Source organism: Pinibacter soli (genome assembly GCF_029961145.1).
In the GTDB taxonomy this organism is placed as follows: Bacteria; Bacteroidota; Bacteroidia; order Chitinophagales; family Chitinophagaceae; genus Pinibacter; species Pinibacter soli.
Genome location: NZ_JASBRG010000003.1, coordinates 573,754 through 591,114, shown reverse-complemented (window position 1 = coordinate 591,114; position 17,361 = coordinate 573,754). Strand labels below are relative to the sequence as shown.

Sequence of the window (17,361 nt, the reverse complement as noted above, 5' to 3'; positions counted from 1 at the left end):
TCCAGAGAGAATTGATTTCCGCAGAGGCCAACTTCTTAAAACAGTCAGGATGTTTTCCATTTTAAGACGTGATTGTGCTGGCCATTCTGGCGCGGTATAATGTATATATAATTTCTAAAATGGTTTACGGGAGTAAATGAATGTTCATCATTTAACCGGCTCCGCTTCGGGAAACTTCCATGAACCATCTAAAATGGTTTTACGTGGTCGATAGAGTCGCACGCAATAATTCCAGCCAGGCACTATTGGAATGCAGTTGGGCATCTTTCTGTCACAACCTCCAAACTGGATAGTAATCGAGCCATCTGTGTCTTTTTTGGCTGTAAGGTTGTTGAGTGAATAACTGTTGAGATCGTTCTTTTGGAAATAACCTTCTTTATTGTAGACACTAATTGACCAGAAACCATTTACCGGAACATTTTTACTTTTAGTTTATAAACAATATGACCGTCCTTCGACTGGTACAAGGAGATGAAAACAACTATACTTACGAATTGTTCACCATTTCAAAATTTGCCTGCGAATGGACAACTATAGTTATTCTGTGCAATAAACCTGGTTCATTTTTGACCTTCTACCTACCTCCTTCAATACACAAGAAGAAACAAGGCTTTCAGGTTTTAATTCATAGAACTCAATATTCAATTGGCCAAACAGAAAACCTTGCTATCGTTTTAATCGCCTTCGACACCCTGTATTTGAAAGAGTGCAATTCCTTTTCAGACGTTGATTTTAGCTTAGTCAACGAGCTGTTCAAAAACCGGAAAATATACCAATTATTTATTTTTAGATTTTAGGGAATAATTAGTAAGTTCATAAATCAACCACCTAAAGCTTTATCTGTGACTTAGGTGGTGAAGCTGATCTTCGCCTTCCATCAGTTTTCATAACTAACCTTTCATCATAAACCTAACTAACCATGCTGTTAAGATCGAAACGTTTTTTCACTCTTGCATTATTAATGAACCTTGTTGCAAACTTATTATGTACAAAAGTACAGGCACAGAACGATACAGGTATCCATGCCTTGCATACACTCTTTGACAACTATTATGAGGAATATGTACAACTAAATCCACTGGATGCGACCTTTCGCGGAGATTTTCGCTATAATGATAAACTGCCCAATGATGGTACGGTGTCTTACCTGAAAGCACTGCATGATTTTTATAATAAATATCAAACGGCCTTACAGCAAATAACGTATCAAAAACTAAATGAACAGGATAAGATATCCTACGATATATTACGTTTTATAATTGATCGCGAATTAAAGGGAGTAAAATTTCATCCTGAATATTTGCCGATAACGCAATTTGGCTCCCTGCCTTCAACTATGGGTCAATTGGGATCCGGCACCGGCGCACAACCATTTAAAACGATAAAGGATTATGAGGATTGGTTGAAAAGAATCGCTGCATTTGCGGATTGGACAGACACGGCAATTGCCAATATAAGAAAAGGCGCAAAAACTGGCGTTACATTGCCGAAGGCCCTGGTACTGAAAATCATTCCTCAAATGGAGAGCCTGGGAGAGCCAGATTCATCCAAAAGTATTTTCTATGGCCCGGTAAGAAATTTCCCAACAACATTTGCTGAAACAGATAAGACTCGTTTAACTGCTAAGTATTATACTGCTATCAATCAACAACTGCTCCCGGCTTATCAAAAGTTGAAAAACTTTTTCAGCATGGAATATTTGGCAGCGGCAAGAACATCTTCCGGTATTAATGTGTTGCCGGATGGCGATGAAATGTATCGCTACTATGTTTATTCTTTTACAACGCTCCGTAAATCGCCTGAAGAAATATACCAGACAGGGCTTAATGAAGTAGCAAGAATCACAAAGGCAATGGAGAAAATAAAAGATTCAATTGGCTTCAAAGGCTCCCTGAAAGAGCTTTTTGAATACATGAAGACAAATCCGCAATTCATGCCCTTTAAAACCGATGATGAAGTATTGAATGCATATAGAGGAATATTGGGTAAAATTCAACCACACCTGAAAGATTTATTTGGCGTGTTTCCCAAAGCACCCTTTGAGATTAGAGCGGTAGAAAAATATCGTGCTGCGGCGGCATCTCCCCAATACCAGCGCGGTTCACCAGATGGAAACAGGCCTGGCATTTTTTATGTCCCTATTGTTGACCCCACAAAAATAAATGTAACCGGTTGGGCAATGGAGAGTGTATTTCTGCATGAAGCTATACCCGGACACCATTACCAACTATCATTACAACAGGAAAATACAACACTTCCACTGTTCAGAAGATTTCCTTCCTTACCTGCTTTTACAGAAGGCTGGGGTTTATATGTTGAGTCGTTGGGTAAACAATTAGGTTGTTACACAGATCCCTACCAGGAATTAGGAGCCTTAGGAACCGAGATGCATCGTGCTATACGCTTGGTAGTGGATGTAAGCATTCATACGGGAAAAATGACAAGGGAGGATGCCATTCATTATATGATGGACAATGAGGCACTCTCTGAACAGGTAGCGACTGCAGAAATTGAACGCTATATGGCAAGACCGGGCCAGGCACTTTCATACAAAACCGGTGAACTAAAAATAAAATTGCTACGGGATAAATATGAGAAACAATTAGGAACAAATTTTAGCCTCAAACATTTTCATGATGCAATACTTATCGGTGGTGCTATGCCTTTGGATGTATTTGAAAGGTATATGGATAATTGGGCAACAAAACAAAAAGCCAATGAATAACGAGTCTGTCAACCCAAAAAATAGAAGGCCAAAAAAAACGCCCTTTTTGGGTTACAGCGTGTAACCAAACTTTTCATTAGTGATTTCAGCCACTTTTTCATTGGCTGATGTAGCAATGGTTTTAAGGCAATCAGTAAATCATTGGCGATATTCTTTCTTAGTTCCTGCAGGTCATCGACTGTGGCTAACTGAGATGCACTAAAAGCTCCTATTAATCCAAACCAATCAATGCTCCATCTTAATATTCATCAGGAAGTCGAAGAGGTTTTCTTCCGTTGCAATGTTTAGCTTTTTTCTTAATCTATACCTGGCTATCTCCACGCCGCGCACGGAAATGTTCATCAGTTGAGATAATTCTTTTGATGACAGATTCATGCGCAGGTAGGCGCACAGCTTTAGATCAGTGGCGGTAAGCGTAGGATATTTGTTTTTAAGTGCTGTAAGATAATCGCTGTACACTTCATCAAAATGACTGACAAACTGGTCCCAATGCTTATCATTTTTTTCTGCATCGTTAATGGTGTTGATGAGTCGCTTAAAATCGGCGGAAGTGGCCAGCCCCGGGGTGTTTCGCTGTATGCGCAACAACTCTTCCTTTATTTTGGAAAGCAATTTTCCTCTTTCTACGAGGTGCATGGTAGCGTTCGCCAGTTCTTTGTTTTTATGGCTCACATCAGATTCCAGTTTATCATTTTGCAGTTTTACGATCTCTTTATCGTTACGGTCCATTTCCAGCTGGTGCATATATTTAAGATGCTCCTGCTCTTTGGCATATTTTTCCTGCTGCTGTAAAAACTTTTCCTTTTGCCATTGATTGAGTGCATATACAAGTGCCAGGAAAATGCACCCATAAATAATGTATGCCCAAACGGTCTGGTACCATGCCGGCAGTATTTTGAAGGCATAAGAGACTGGCCTGGATTCATTTCCCAGGTTGGTTCTTGCCTTTACAATGAAGGTGTAATTTCCGTAGGGCAAATTGGTGTAATCCTTTTCTGTTTTCTTGGTCCATGTAGACCACTGATCATCAAATCCCACGAGCTGATAGCTGTATTCAATGTTTCTCTCCTGCTCATATTGTGGTGATGAATATTCGAAGTGTATTGAATTAAGCGCATTGGGGAGTGCACTTATTTTTCTTTCATCTGCGCGACGATTTAACTGGTCATCAAAGCCGCCATAGATAATGCTATCCATTATCCCAACCGTTTTTACACGGCCAATTAATACCGCTAATGGAGACACGTGGGCCAGGTAATTCCGCAGGTTGAGATGATACACACCTTTTTCTGCTCCTATAAAAATATTGCCCATGTTGTACGGGTAGATATATTCAAAACCTCTTACCAGTTTGTTGGTCAGTTCAGGAAAATATAAAATCGAATACGTTTCTGCACTCATAGATTTCCGGTAATCGATCATGCCCACTTTTTTATCACATTCAAACCAGATGTTTCCATCTGCATCTTCATTCAGGTATTGAATTGGCTGGTCATTAAATACAGGAGGCAAAATATTCGAGGATACAAATTTATCAGACGATGCATTGTATTCGTATATGCCCTTTTGGGTAGCTACTACTATCTTGCTTTTTATATTGAACACATAATTATTTACATCGCTGGGAAGACCGTTTGCTTTGGTATAAATTTTATACGTGAGCGTTTTTTTGTCTGCCGACAACACAATCTTGTAAATCCCCTTGTAAGGATGCGATGCCCAAACATTGTTTTCGTTATCGAATAAAACAAAGCGAAGCGATTCGCTGATACCTTCAATCTTGCCTTTGCTGATAACATTGCCGCCCACATTTTGCAACAACTGGAGCCCATTATAGGTGCCTACCAGCAACTGGTTATTTTCCGGAAAAGGCAGTGGAGAAAACAGCCACGAGCCCACGCCAGGCAACAAAGGATAGGCCTGGTTATCGCGTATGGCAAAAGAACCTTCATGATGCCCCATCAATATCTCGTTGTTAACCTCGTTTACGTGCCACACCTGTCCGCCGGTATTGGCGATGCGTGCAAAATCACCTTTGGAAAAACTGAGGTCAGGATTATTAGGATCTACAGGCACGCTGTAAAGTCCGTCCGATGTTCCTATATATAGCTTGCCGCCGATGAGCCTGACAGCGTAGCCTGCAAGCTGATTTCTTTTGTCGGGTAAAATGCGTTTGATGGCGGTGTTATACGCGGTCATATCAATCCCATTGTCAAGGCCCATCCACAGGTTCTGGTTTTTATCCAGGAAAAGACAAAGAATATTGTTGTTCTGCAGGCCCTCCGTTCTTGATATGGTTTGTATCAGTTTGCCATCAAGGTTTATAATAAAACAGCCACCTGAAGTGGTGCCTACGGCAAATTCATTTTTATTCACGTTTACCGCACAGTAAATACGATCGTTGTTGAAAATGGGGTCTGCAAGCGTCGGCTTCCGGATAAATTGTGAATCATGCAACAGATAGATGCCATTTTTTAAGGTGGTTATCAGCAGCGTATCGTCGCGATAATCCAGGATGCCAGTTATCAATCCTTCTTTTAACACGGGATGATTACAAGCGGATTGCCATGAATTGTTTTTAAACTCCACGATACCCATGTTCCTGTCAGAGCTGGACCAGATCGTGGTGATTGGTTATGGTACACAAAAGAAGTCAGACATCACAGGTTCTGTGACCAGCGTGCCGAAAGACAGGCTGGCAAAGATTCCTGTGACCAATGTGTTGCAGGCCGTAGAAGGCGCTGTAGCAGGTTGGACACTTACCACTACTTCTGCTGCTCCCGGCCAATCGGCAGGTCAGCAGGTACGTGGATTAAACTCCATCACTGCAAGCACGACACCGCTGATCGTGCTGGATGGTGTGCCATTTGCCGGCACCACCAATGACATCAGTCCCAATACGATTGAGTCCATCGAAGTGTTGAAAGATGCGTCAGCCACCGCCATTTATGGTACACGTGGTTCCAGCGGCGTTATCCTGATCACTACCAAACGTGGCGCAACGGGAAAGCCAACTATCAGTTATAGCGGCTTCGCGGGATTGGAATATATGGCACATCAAATGAAACCAATGGATGCCGAAGCCTACAAGCTTAAAAACATTACATGGCAACAGCAAACGGGCAACACCAATAGTTTTATCACCAGTGACTCTGTATTGAACACCGTAGAAGTGCCCAATAAAAGAGCCGGCAATACTACAGATTGGTTGAAAGAAATTTCCCGCCAGGGTTATATTCAATCACACAACCTTAGCTTTTCAGGCGGTACGAAAGACGTGAAATACTTTGTAAATGGTGAGTACACAAAGGACCTTGGCTTGCTGAAAGGATATCAGTATACCCGTGTAAGTTTCCGCTCCAACCTCAATGCCAACCTTACTGACTGGCTAAGCGTGGGTACGTCACTATTTTACACCAACAACAATAACGATGGCGGCCACGTAGATTTAACACTTGCAGGACAAATGAGCCCTTATGGTCAGCTATACAATGCTGATGGTAGTTATGCCATTTTCCCTATGTATGGCAATACGCTGTACACCAATCCACTGCTGGGTTTGAACAAGCCGTCACTCAACCGGAGCAACAATCTTTCAGGAACGGGTTATATAGAACTAGCACCAAAATTTGTAAAGGGATTGAAGTACAGGCTGAACAGTAACTACTCTTACCTGCCTAGCAGAATCAATACCTACACAGGCCGCAATGCCAACAACAACAATGGTGCCGCCTACGTGTACGCGGCAGAAACGACGAGCTGGATCGTCGAAAATATTCTTTCTTACACAAAGGATATTAAAAGGCACCACTTTGATATTACAGGGTTGTACAGTGCGCAACAAAACAGTTCCTTCAACTCTACCATCAATGCCACAGGCTTTATTAATGATGGTCTGGGTTACAACAATACCAATGCTGCGTCTACCTCGCAGGTTACAGGAACCAACTCTTCAAAATATACGTTGATCTCGCAAATGGGCCGATTGAATTATAGCTACGATGGCCGCTATTTATTAACGGCAACTGTAAGAAGAGACGGTTATTCTGCTTTTGGTGCAATGACAGATAAGTACGGCACCTTTCCTTCTGCAGCCATCGGCTGGAACATTAGCAATGAAGGTTTCATGAAAAATGTTGCGTTGATCAATTCATTAAAACTAAGGGTGTCATATGGTACTACGGGTAACTCTGCTATTGATCCATACAAAACACAAACCTCGCAGATCGTAACGCAATATGTGTACAACAATCAAACTGCAACCGGACTCATCGCGAACAATCTTGGTAATTCCGGTTTGAAATGGGAAAGCACCACTGCTGCGAATCTGGGCCTTGACTTTTCTATACTGAGCAACAGGATCAGTGGTAGCATAGAATATTATCAAACAAAAACAAAGGACCTTTTGCTAAGCAGACAAATACCAATCATGACCGGTTATAGTTCTGTACTGGCCAATGTGGGTAAGCTTGAAAACAAAGGCATTGATATAACACTGAACACGGTGAACATCAGAACTGGCAATTTCACCTGGCAGACAACGGCTGTTTTTTCCACTTATAAAAACAAGCTGACACAACTGTATGGTGATGGCAAAGATGATCCTGTAAACGGATGGTTCATTGGCAAATCACTGGGCGCCATTTATACTTACAATATGCAAGGTGTTTGGCAGGTAGGCGAAGACCACTCGAGTGTGGACCCGGCAGCAAAACCCGGTTATTTGAAATTTGAAGATGTGGACGGCAACCATGTTATCAATGCCAATGATAGAAAAATCATAGGTTATAAAAACCCGGATTGGACAGGTGGTTTAACAAACACGTTCACGTACAAGAATATAAGCCTGCGCATATTCATCCAAACATTCCAGGGCGCTATGAAGAACAACCAGATCTATGACAACGCAGATCAATCTGGTAATATCAACCTGCCTGCTGATGTAGGTTACTGGACAGCGGACAACAAAAGCAACACACGTCCTTCATTGGCTTATACAAATGCGACATACTCCTATCCTTATCCATCCAATTGCAGTTTTACAAGGTTGAAAGATGTAACACTGAGCTATACGGTTTCACAAAAAGTGGTAGAAAAAATGGGGCTGAGCAATTTCTCCGTATACGTTGCCGGAAGGAACCTGCACACATGGACACCGTGGCTGGGCTGGGATCCGGAAGCCAACTACCAATCGCTTCCTGCCGGTACCAACTACAACAATTTTCCACAGGTAGCCAGCTATGTATTGGGCATCAACCTTTCATTTAAATAACTCAAACTTCACTCGCAATGAAAAAATTATTCAGCTATATATTGCTTTCTACGGTCGCTTTTGCTTCGTGTAAGAAAACCTTCCTGGATGAAAATATGCAATCGGCTTATGCGCCGCAAAACACACTATCAGACTCTTTGGGCTTTGAAGCCAATGTGGCCGGTATCCTCAGCCGCATCCGCGCCCAGTACACTTCTGATGATGACCAGGGTCTTTTGGGTGCAATGTTTTTAGGAACAGATGTTGTCATCAATGGACAAACCACTGCTGCAATGTTTCCCTATGTGAATAATGAAACCATGAGTTCATCTGATTTTGCCGCAGGCACATACTGGAGATGGGCCTATACAACACTCAACAATATTAATACTGTTATTGCTGCCAGCCAAAACCCTGCGGTAACGGGCACATCAGAAAACAATAAAGCCTATGTAGGTGCTGAGGCTAAATTTTACAGAGCATATGTTTACAATTTCCTGGTAACATTGTGGGGCCCGGTGCCAATGACCCTAACACCAATTTCCTCTCCTAAAACAGATTTCACAAGGACAACTGTTGACAGTGTAAACGCTCAAATTGTAAAGGATCTTACAGAAGCGGTGGCAGTTCTTCCTGCCGATCCAAGGACTGCAAGAAAAGAGTTCAGACCTAATAAAGCAATGTGTCAACAATTGCTGGCGGAAGTTTACCTGCGCATGAATAAACCAGATCTTGCGGAAGCGCAGTGCCAGGCTGTTATCGCCAATCCTGCATTTGCATTGGTAAAGGCACGATATGGTGTGAAGGCTTCCATGCCCGGAGATTATTACAACGACATGTTCCTTATCGGCAACCAACGTTATGGCCAGGGCAACAAAGAAGCCATATGGGTAATAGAACAAGACCTGAACACCCCGGGTGGTGCGAACTCATCATCATCCAATGCGTCTACAGATCAGCACAGGCGCATGTGGGTGCCTTACTATGCGGGCATCACTAACATGGTGATTGCAGATTCGCTGGGAGGCAGAGGCATTGGCCGCTTCAGGCTCAGCAATTGGGTGATGTATGGCCTGTATGATCAGTATGACATCCGCAATTCCAAATACAATTTCAGGCGCGAGCTACGTTACAACGATCCTTCAAAACCAAAGTATGGCCAGGTGCTGACGATTGCAGATGGTGATACTGTTTGGCACATCAATCCATACGTTACCAAGTGGAACAACTACAACCCTGCCGACATTAACGGCTATGGTACTTACCATGACATAACCGTGATGCGTCTCGGTGAAACATACTTACTGCTGGCAGAAGCGCAGTTTAAACAAAACCGTTCCGCAGATGCGGCAGCGAGTATTAATGTGCTGCGTCAAAGAGCCTATCCTGATTATCCTGCGCATGGCCAGGTTCAGGCTGCTGATATCTCACTCAATTTTATTTTGGATGAACGTGCAAGAGAACTGATATCAGAAGAAAACAGGAGAATGACACTTATAAGAACAGGCACACTTGTACAACGCTGCACGGACTACCTGAACAAATACAATACAGGAACCGGACAAACTGTTACTGGTCTCGACAAAGTAACAGCAAGAAAAGGTTTGCTGCCTATTCCACAATCAGCGATTGACCTGAACACGGGTGCCAAACTGGATCAGAATACCGGATACTAAACGAATAATGGAATTCAATTACGATCACATTAAACGATTATAGTTATATGAAAAATAGTTCTTTTCACTCAGCGGATCCCTATAACCATATAAGTTTCGGCAGCAGGTTAACCAACCTGTTCGCCGTTTCTTTATTATGTTTGCTCCTGCCCAACCTGGCATCGGCGCAGATACTTTGCCAGCCGCAATTGATATGGCACGATGAATTCAACACGCCGGGAAACCTTACCCAATGGAAAGTGTACGAAGGCGATGGTTGCAATGAAGGAAGCGGATGTGCTTTTGGTAATTCAGAACTACAACTATACCGGGCATTGAATGCAGTAGTAGCAGATACAACCCTGAGCCTCAATACAAAGTATGAAACAGTAGTAAATCCTGTCAACAACAAAACATACAAATACACTTCGGCAAAGTTGATGACGAAACTAACAGGTTCGGACAGCTTGCAGACGTTTTTGTTTGGCCGCATAGAAGCACGTATTAAATTATCCTCTGCAGGGGGTGCGTGGCCCGGTTTCTGGATGCTACCGGATGGCCCAATACCGGCGAGATCGACATCATGGAGGCAAAGCATAAAAATCCTTCCGATGTAAATGGTACCATACACTACGCATATCCTGCGGGTGTGCACCAACAATCGGGCAGCAAGTTTTTATCGGGCATTGATCTGTCGGCGGACTATCACGTGTATGCAGTAGAATGGAGTCCTTATAAAATAGATTGGTACGTAGATAACAATCTCTATGTTTCACAAACACCGGAAACAACCGTAGGCGGTTCATGGCCATTCGATGCCAGTAAAATGTATATTATTCTGAATGTCGCAGTAGGTGGCCCCAACACACCATACACAGGAAAGATCGCACCTACTCCAGCCGACTATCCCACCACTATGAAAGTGGATTATGTAAGAGTGTACAAAGGCATTTACAATTATGCAGTGTATGGTAAAAACGCAGTGTATCCCAATGAAACATACCAGGACTATCGCATAGATTCCATACCAGGCGCTACTTACAGCTGGACAGTACCTTCCGGTGCGAGCATCATTGCGGGACAGGGTACAAATGTGATTACCGTTAATTGGGGCAGCACAGAAGGTAATGTTACCGTGAATGTAACCACGCCAGGCTGCTCGCAGAAAACATTTTCACGCAAAGTGATTATGAAAAAAACGTTGGTAGCGGACAAGTTGTTTGATGATTTCGAAACAACACGCATTGCCACGTATGGCCCACTCACGGGCACATTGCAACAAGCTGTTGCGAATCCTCTACCCGGGCGGGTTAACACTTCTACCCTTGTGGGAAAATATACACGCAATGCAGCCAGCCAGTACGATAATATTTACCTTGGCAATATGTCTGTAACCAATGCCATGGATTTTGTACAAAGTAAAAAGAAATTGTTGATAGATGTTTATACAACAGCACCGATCGGCAGCGAGGTGGACATACAATTGGAAAATACGAGCCTTAGTTCTGTTAATCCGTTTCCATCGGGCAGGCACAGCAAATATGTTGCTTATACAACCAGGCAGAACAGTTGGGAAACATTGGAGTTCAACTACACGCAAACCATTGCCAATTCCGGCGTTGATATTTTTTCGATAGATAAGATCTGCCTTCTTCCCGAACCCGGAAAATATACCGGCAACGTTTACTATTTCGACAACGTAAGAACCATACAACAGCCTTCGGCAAAATGGACGGTTATCGCATCAGATACTTTGGAGAATTACGACGGCTTGAGCAAAATAGCGTTCGATCCAACGTTTACGAGTGGCGCATATACTGCGCAGGTAAGCAATCCTGCTATTGGTGGTAATAACACTTCAGCAAAAGTGGCACGCTACATTCGTAAAGACACAACTGCATATGACGTTTTATTTTTCAACACCAATAATACGATTGTCAGCGCTTCGCCATTTAAGAACCAGGTGTATCAATTGCAAATGGATATATACACCAGCGCTCCTGCGGGCACACCGGTAAGCGTGAATCTGCAAAACAATGCACTAGCACAACTGGCTTATCCCAGTGGCCGCAACAGTGTTTACCAGTCTGTCACTACAAAACAGAATCAATGGGAAACACTCACGTTCTATTATTCATCGGCTCCCAATGGCGCCTCCAACCTGGCGATCGATCAGCTGGTGATTTTATTTAGCCCTAATAAGCCCGTGGCGCAGACCTATTATATCGACAATATCCGCATTGGTAAAAAAGTTACTTACGGAAGCAGTGCTACTTATGAAAACTATGATTCCACACATCTTTTCACTTACGTGCAATCAGATGGAGCCTATGTGCCAAACATAAACAATCCTGCCCCTAACACTGTCAACAACTCTGCAAAAGCAGCGAAGTACACAAGAAACACTGCCGTACCCTATGATGTATTATTGTTCAACTCCACAGCAATCAAAGATGGAGAGCAGTTTAAGCAAAGCGCAAGAATGTTTGCAATGGATGTATATACTTCTGCACCCGTCGGCACCATACTTTCATGGCAGTTGGAAAGCAGTGCCAAGTCGACGCCTTCCAATTATCCTACAGGCAGGCACAGCAATTTCCAGGGCAAAGTGACACAAACCAACGCATGGCACACGGTATACTTTTATCTTGAAAGTATTCCTGATCCATCGACCTATGATAATGAAGTGGATCATATTGATTTTCTCTTAGCGCCCAATACAACCAACGGCGATGTATATTATATCGATAACCTGAGGGCATTGAACGGCAGCACTTCTGCAGACAGCACGGTAACACCACCGTCCACAACAGATTTGCCTGCTCCATGGCAACACCAGGATATAGGTGCTGTTGCCGCTGCAGGTGATGCTACTTACAGCAATAATGTATTTACCGTAAAAGCTTCCGGGGCCGATATATGGAACGCAGCAGATGAGTTTCATTATGTGTACCGTACTTTAACCGGCGATGGAACGATCATTGCGAAAGTGGATACACTGGGCAATACCAATGCTTCCGCGAAGGCCTGTGTAATGATACGCGAAACCCTCGATGCTGGCGCTAAAGAAGTGAATACACTGGTGAAAGCGGTAAGCGGAACGGCTATCTCTTACAGGTCCACCACCGGCGGTTCAACAACATCGGTGAATACGGCTGGCGCTCCGCCAAAATGGTTGAAGCTGGTGAGAACTGGAGATGCGTTTAGCTCCTATCGTTCAGATGATGGTGCTGCGTGGACATTGATCAGCACGAAAACAGTCGCTATGACCAGCCAGGTATACATAGGCATGGGCGTTACATCACACAATGATGGCGTGCTCACCATCGCACGATTCAGCAATGTGTCTGTAAGTGGCAACCTAAGTAGTGCCGCGGTAATGCCATCGACCGTTAGCACATTTGTTGCCAGTGATAATGCCGTGGCATTTAAAGCATTTCCTAATCCGGCAAAAGATGTATTGTCGGTGCAATGGCCCGAAACAGCAGGCAGCCTGGTTATTTATGATTTAAACGGACGCGAGGTGTACCATCAGAAAACCAGGGGCGATCAACACGCAGCCGTGATAAACCTTGCAGGCTGGCAAAGTGGTTTATATATACTCAGCATACAAAGCAGCGATGGCGTTCGCAATTTAAAATTCGTGAAGCAATAATTTGATGCATTTCGATAATGATTACTAACAAGTAACTTCATAAAAAATTATCTATAAAAACCAAAATAAAGGAGGGCCGATCAAGAATCTCTTTCACCAGGGATGAATTGGCTCTCCTGATTTTTTATACAAAAGCCATATTTCGTATGCTCAAAAACATTGCTGTTATTATTGCCGCATTTATTCTACCCATATTGGTTGTTAATGCACAGAAGAATCAATTGATCACAGATATTGGTGGAAGAAAAACGATAAGTCTGAATGGAAAATGGCAATATATTGTCGATCCTTATGAAACAGGTTTTTATGATTATCGCTTCAAGGAGCGCAGCGAAAAAGATAATGATGCATTCTGGAACAGCGATGTTCCTAAAGACAAATACGATCACAAAGAATACGGTTACTCAAACAACAACACATTAAAAGTGCCGGGTGACTGGAACTCACAGGACGCTAAATTCCTTTACTACGAAGGCACTGTGTGGTACAAAAAATCATTTGATTATAAAAAGAGTAATGCTTCAGTCAGAGTATTCCTTTATTTCGGCGCAGCCAATTACAAAACCGATGTGTATTTGAATGGCAAAAAATTGGGACAACATATCGGCGGCTTTACACCCTTTAATTTTGAAATACCAGATTCCAGCTTAAAAGCAAAGGGCAACTACCTTGTAGTAAAAGTAGATAACAAAAGAGGCGCAGAAGAAATACCAACATTGAACACCGACTGGTGGAATTACGGCGGCATAACGAGAGATGTAAAACTGGTGGAACTCCCTGCGAATTTTATCATCAGTTATTCATTACAGCTTACCAAACTTTTACCGGGCGACAATAAAATCGAGGGCAATGTAAAACTCGACAATAACAATGTGAGCCAGGTTCAAGTGGAAATTCCTGAATTGAAACTGAAGCAAAGTTTTCCTGTGAACGGCAATACAGCTTCGATCAATTTTACTGCCGCGAATTTGCAATACTGGTCGCCCAAAACGCCGAAGTTGTATCGCGTTGTTGTAACAGCCGGCAATGATCGCATAGAAGATAAAATAGGTTTCCGTACCATTGAAACAAAAGGAGATCAATTGCTGCTCAATGGCAAACGCCTGTTTATGCGCGGCATCAGCATTCACGAAGAAATTCCACAGGAAGGCCGCCGCGCCTATAGCAGAGCCGATGCATTGCAGTTGCTCAGCTGGGCAAAAGAACTGAATTGCAACATGGTGCGCCTCGCCCATTATCCTCACGATGAAAGCATGACCCGCATGGCAGACTCTTTGGGCATGTTGGTATGGTCAGAAATTCCGGTGTACTGGACGATCAATTTTAAAAGTGAAGTAGTACTTGGCAAAGCTAAACAACAACTAACTGAAATGATCACACGTGACCAGAACAGGGCAAGTGTCATTATCTGGTCTGTAGGAAATGAAAACGCCTATTTCAGAAACACGCACAAACTTCATGCATACGTTGTTGCAAACTGCAAAGGAGCTCGATCCTACCCGGCTCGCTTCTGCTGCGCTGGAAGTATCCTATAAAGCAGAAGGCAAAAACATCAATCTTATCGATGATCCATTGGGCCAGTATGTCGACATGGTTTCTTTTAATGAATATCTTGGCTGGTACGTAGGCACGCCGGATAGTTGCAAGACGGCCAACTGGGCCACTATTTACAATAAGCCTCTATTCGTCAGCGAAACAGGCGCCGAAGCAAAGGGAGGCTTTATCAGTAGCACTAAGGCAATGTGGAGCGAAGACTACCAGGCATGGTATTACAAAGAACAAATAGCCATGCTCAAAAGAATGCCTGCGAACTTTAGCGGCATTTCGCCATGGATACTCGCCGACTTCCGCTCACCACGAAGAAACAACCCCACCTACCAGCAAGGCTGGAACACAAAAGGACTGATTGATAGAAATGGCAAGAAGAAGAAAGCATTCTTTTTGTTGAAAGAATATTATAGTGAGATGGAGAAGATGTATCCGTAAAAACGTCCTGCTATATTAAAATTGGCCGCGAAAGGGATTAAATGATTTCTTTTAGAGGTCAAAGAGGTTCATTGAAAGTGTAGACGGGCACGCAGAACCCACTTTTTTTCAAACCAATAATTTGAGCTGCCAACCTATTGGTACTCAAACTTTGCATTAATTATCAACATCGGAAAATGTTCCATTGTCAGAACGACAGAGAATGCAAAGCAGAATTCAAAACTATATTTAGACAAGCCTCTGATAATAAAAAACAATTCGACAAACATCCAAATAAGAAAAACTGCAATCAACACAAACGAATCTGCAGAATGTCAACTACGCGATCAAGATTAATCTTCTGCAAAACCTAATTGCCATCTTACCGGGAGAAGACCAAATACAAACCGTCAATTCCGAGCAAAATAGTGCACCACCAAAATACAAAACGTTTGTTTTCAAAATAAGCACGTATAAATAATTCAAAAAACGATAAGTTTAAACTGACAGTTAAAATAAAACGGAAGTAGTAATATCCTTGGTTTCAAGGTACATTCAAAACTGTCAAATCCATTTCACTTGCAGTATGTCGTTAGAAAGTTTATACAGCAATATTTTCATTCCTTTGATAGGCAACAGCCAAACGGCAAAAGTTCAAATGATAGAACGCTCTCTTGTTGCGGGCAGCAGGCAGGTCTTCGAGCCATGGAAACTTCCGTTGTCTACCTGGCGAACGCATATGTCCGGTTCAAGGGAAAGTAACTGGCAGAGCCAAAAAGATCGTTGCATTTTTGAGTCATCAAATACAAAAACGTACAATCATGACAAGGAAATCAACATCAATTATTTACTGGACCGGTACAGCGCTCACTTCACTTTGGTTCGGCGCAAGTGGCTTCTTTGAATTAGCACACAATGCCGTTGTTTGGGATATTACGCGTGCACTTGGGTACCCGCCGCACTTCATCTACATTTTGGGCGTTGCAAAGCTGACAGGCGTTGCTGTTCTATTGTTTCCGGGCAAGTTGCTTCGCTTGAAAGAATGGGTATTTGCAGGCGTATTTTTTGATATCCTTTTTGCATTTTTCTCTAAGTTAAGCGTGTTGGGCTTTCCGGCAACAATTGATGCAATCGTAGCATTTGTAATGGTGACAACAACTTACCTCATGTTCCGCAAGTTATACCCGGGCTTACGTAAGCCTGAACACGCAAACACAATGAATGCCGCATTCTGAAAAAAACTCTCAAAATATCATACAAATGCCTGAATTCAATTCAGGCATTTTTGTTGACTACCAGGAAGACCAGATAGGCGTTCGAAAAGTTCAACTAAGTTTTTATAAATGGCTTCGGATTTTCGAAACGTACACACCTACCAATCCGAAAACTATGTAAACCAAAGAAAACGTGAATTGGTCCGTATCATTATAAAGTGAGGATTTATTAGAGTAATGTGAAAGTACCTCTGCTATCGAATTAATATACGTCAATACGAAAACAAACAATCCCGCAACAAACGCTTCCATATAAGTGACTTTAAGCAGCGATTTACCGGCCATGAATCCTCCTAAAAAAAATGCCAGACTGCCATATGCAAGCTCCCAGTAACCATAATAAAGTACAATTTTGCTCCCGTCCGAAAAAACATTGTCACCACCGGGCCGTCTCATTACGTCGCCAATATCATCCGATACGCCAACTAAATTTGGTAATATAGTTTCAAGTAAATTTTGAATTGTAAGAAAGATGCCTGTATAAACAAAACAAACCACAATTACCTTGCCCCAGGAGAAGCGATACCTTACAAATGAGCTGTTTTGCGCCTCATTTTTTTTGAATTGCAGGGTCTCGAATTGTTTAAAAATTACGCCTACAATAGCTGTTAATATTCCACCTGCTATGCCGGCCACCTCTTTTCCAAATATTTTGTAGACAAAAACGATAATACAACAATAAACAAATGCGATAATAAAAGTTGACACAAGAAATTTCCGATCGAGTTGTAAAGTACTTGTTGACATACGTAAGGTTTGAGGAATGATTCAGTAGGGAGGAAAGTCTTGACAGGGAGAGATAAAATAAATGTATAAAAAAATAGTCGCATTTCAGA

The 17,361-nt window shown here is 42.6% G+C and carries 12 protein-coding genes; 8 read left to right on the top strand and 4 right to left on the bottom strand.

Annotated features, from left to right (window positions below; all coding sequences use genetic code 11):
* Positions 1-147: 147 nt before the first annotated feature.
* Positions 148-393 carry a DUF1214 domain-containing protein gene (locus tag QJ048_RS23435; protein ID WP_425607788.1) on the bottom strand — a complete coding sequence of 82 codons (246 nt, stop codon included), beginning with the start codon at positions 391-393 and terminating at the stop codon, positions 148-150.
* A 526-nt stretch (positions 394-919) separates the two neighbouring features.
* On the opposite strand from QJ048_RS23435, the gene QJ048_RS06785 reads away from it, so the two are divergent.
* On the top strand, positions 920-2,725 hold the full coding sequence (locus tag QJ048_RS06785; RefSeq protein WP_282333586.1) for a DUF885 domain-containing protein: 1,806 nt from the start codon (positions 920-922) through the stop codon (positions 2,723-2,725).
* 225 nt (positions 2,726-2,950) lie between these two features.
* On the opposite strand, the gene QJ048_RS06780 is transcribed toward QJ048_RS06785, so the two are convergent.
* Positions 2,951-5,314: a triple tyrosine motif-containing protein gene (locus QJ048_RS06780; protein WP_282333585.1), complete on the bottom strand. Its 2,364-nt coding sequence runs from the start codon at positions 5,312-5,314 to the stop codon at positions 2,951-2,953.
* 7 nt (positions 5,315-5,321) lie between these two features.
* Here QJ048_RS06780 and QJ048_RS06775 point away from each other — a divergent pair, with 7 nt between their 5' ends.
* From QJ048_RS06775 to QJ048_RS06750, 6 genes are all read left to right on the top strand, one after another.
* Positions 5,322-7,997 carry a SusC/RagA family TonB-linked outer membrane protein gene (locus tag QJ048_RS06775; RefSeq protein ID WP_282333584.1) on the top strand — a complete coding sequence of 892 codons (2,676 nt, stop codon included), beginning with the start codon at positions 5,322-5,324 and terminating at the stop codon, positions 7,995-7,997.
* Positions 7,998-8,014: 17 nt separating this feature from the next.
* The gene (locus tag QJ048_RS06770; RefSeq protein WP_282333583.1) at positions 8,015-9,652 is read left to right on the top strand and encodes a RagB/SusD family nutrient uptake outer membrane protein; all 1,638 of its coding nucleotides are present in this window, start codon (positions 8,015-8,017) and stop codon (positions 9,650-9,652) included.
* A gap of 47 nt (positions 9,653-9,699) precedes the next feature.
* Positions 9,700-10,248, top strand: a complete 549-nt coding sequence (locus tag QJ048_RS06765; protein WP_282333581.1) for a glycoside hydrolase family 16 protein — start codon at positions 9,700-9,702, stop codon at positions 10,246-10,248.
* Complete coding sequence (locus tag QJ048_RS06760) at positions 10,161-13,286, top strand: T9SS type A sorting domain-containing protein (protein ID WP_282333580.1); 3,126 nt, start codon at positions 10,161-10,163, stop codon at positions 13,284-13,286. Before QJ048_RS06765 ends, QJ048_RS06760 begins: the two co-directional genes overlap by 88 nt.
* A 146-nt stretch (positions 13,287-13,432) precedes the next feature.
* Positions 13,433-14,821 (top strand): glycoside hydrolase family 2 protein, encoded by a 1,389-nt coding sequence (locus QJ048_RS06755; RefSeq protein WP_282333579.1) that lies wholly within the window; start codon positions 13,433-13,435, stop codon positions 14,819-14,821.
* Positions 14,745-15,272: a glycoside hydrolase family 2 TIM barrel-domain containing protein gene (locus QJ048_RS06750; protein ID WP_282333578.1), complete on the top strand. Its 528-nt coding sequence runs from the start codon at positions 14,745-14,747 to the stop codon at positions 15,270-15,272. The genes QJ048_RS06755 and QJ048_RS06750 overlap by 77 nt, the downstream gene beginning before the upstream one ends.
* Before the next feature lie 633 nt (positions 15,273-15,905).
* On the opposite strand, the gene QJ048_RS06745 is transcribed toward QJ048_RS06750, so the two are convergent.
* Positions 15,906-16,040 carry a hypothetical protein gene (locus tag QJ048_RS06745; protein ID WP_282333577.1) on the bottom strand — a complete coding sequence of 45 codons (135 nt, stop codon included), beginning with the start codon at positions 16,038-16,040 and terminating at the stop codon, positions 15,906-15,908.
* Positions 16,041-16,072: 32 nt separating this feature from the next.
* Between QJ048_RS06745 and QJ048_RS06740 the strand changes: the two genes are divergently transcribed.
* The gene (locus QJ048_RS06740; protein ID WP_282333576.1) at positions 16,073-16,486 is read left to right on the top strand and encodes a DoxX family protein; all 414 of its coding nucleotides are present in this window, start codon (positions 16,073-16,075) and stop codon (positions 16,484-16,486) included.
* A gap of 102 nt (positions 16,487-16,588) precedes the next feature.
* Here the strand turns inward: QJ048_RS06740 and QJ048_RS06735 are convergent, their stop codons facing one another.
* Complete coding sequence (locus QJ048_RS06735; protein WP_282333575.1) at positions 16,589-17,272, bottom strand: hypothetical protein; 684 nt, start codon at positions 17,270-17,272, stop codon at positions 16,589-16,591.
* Positions 17,273-17,361 lie beyond the last annotated feature (89 nt).

Coding starts and splice junctions, on each gene's coding strand:
- QJ048_RS06785 (WP_282333586.1), top strand. CDS start 920: ATGCTGTTAAGATCGAAACGTTTTTTCACTCTTGCATTATTAATGAAC.
- QJ048_RS06740 (WP_282333576.1), top strand. CDS start 16,073: ATGACAAGGAAATCAACATCAATTATTTACTGGACCGGTACAGCGCTC.
- QJ048_RS06735 (WP_282333575.1), bottom strand. CDS start 17,272: ATGTCAACAAGTACTTTACAACTCGATCGGAAATTTCTTGTGTCAACT.
- QJ048_RS06750 (WP_282333578.1), top strand. CDS start 14,745: ATGCATACGTTGTTGCAAACTGCAAAGGAGCTCGATCCTACCCGGCTC.
- QJ048_RS06775 (WP_282333584.1), top strand. CDS start 5,322: ATGTTCCTGTCAGAGCTGGACCAGATCGTGGTGATTGGTTATGGTACA.
- QJ048_RS06765 (WP_282333581.1), top strand. CDS start 9,700: ATGAAAAATAGTTCTTTTCACTCAGCGGATCCCTATAACCATATAAGT.
- QJ048_RS06770 (WP_282333583.1), top strand. CDS start 8,015: ATGAAAAAATTATTCAGCTATATATTGCTTTCTACGGTCGCTTTTGCT.
- QJ048_RS06745 (WP_282333577.1), bottom strand. CDS start 16,040: ATGCAACGATCTTTTTGGCTCTGCCAGTTACTTTCCCTTGAACCGGAC.
- QJ048_RS06755 (WP_282333579.1), top strand. CDS start 13,433: ATGCTCAAAAACATTGCTGTTATTATTGCCGCATTTATTCTACCCATA.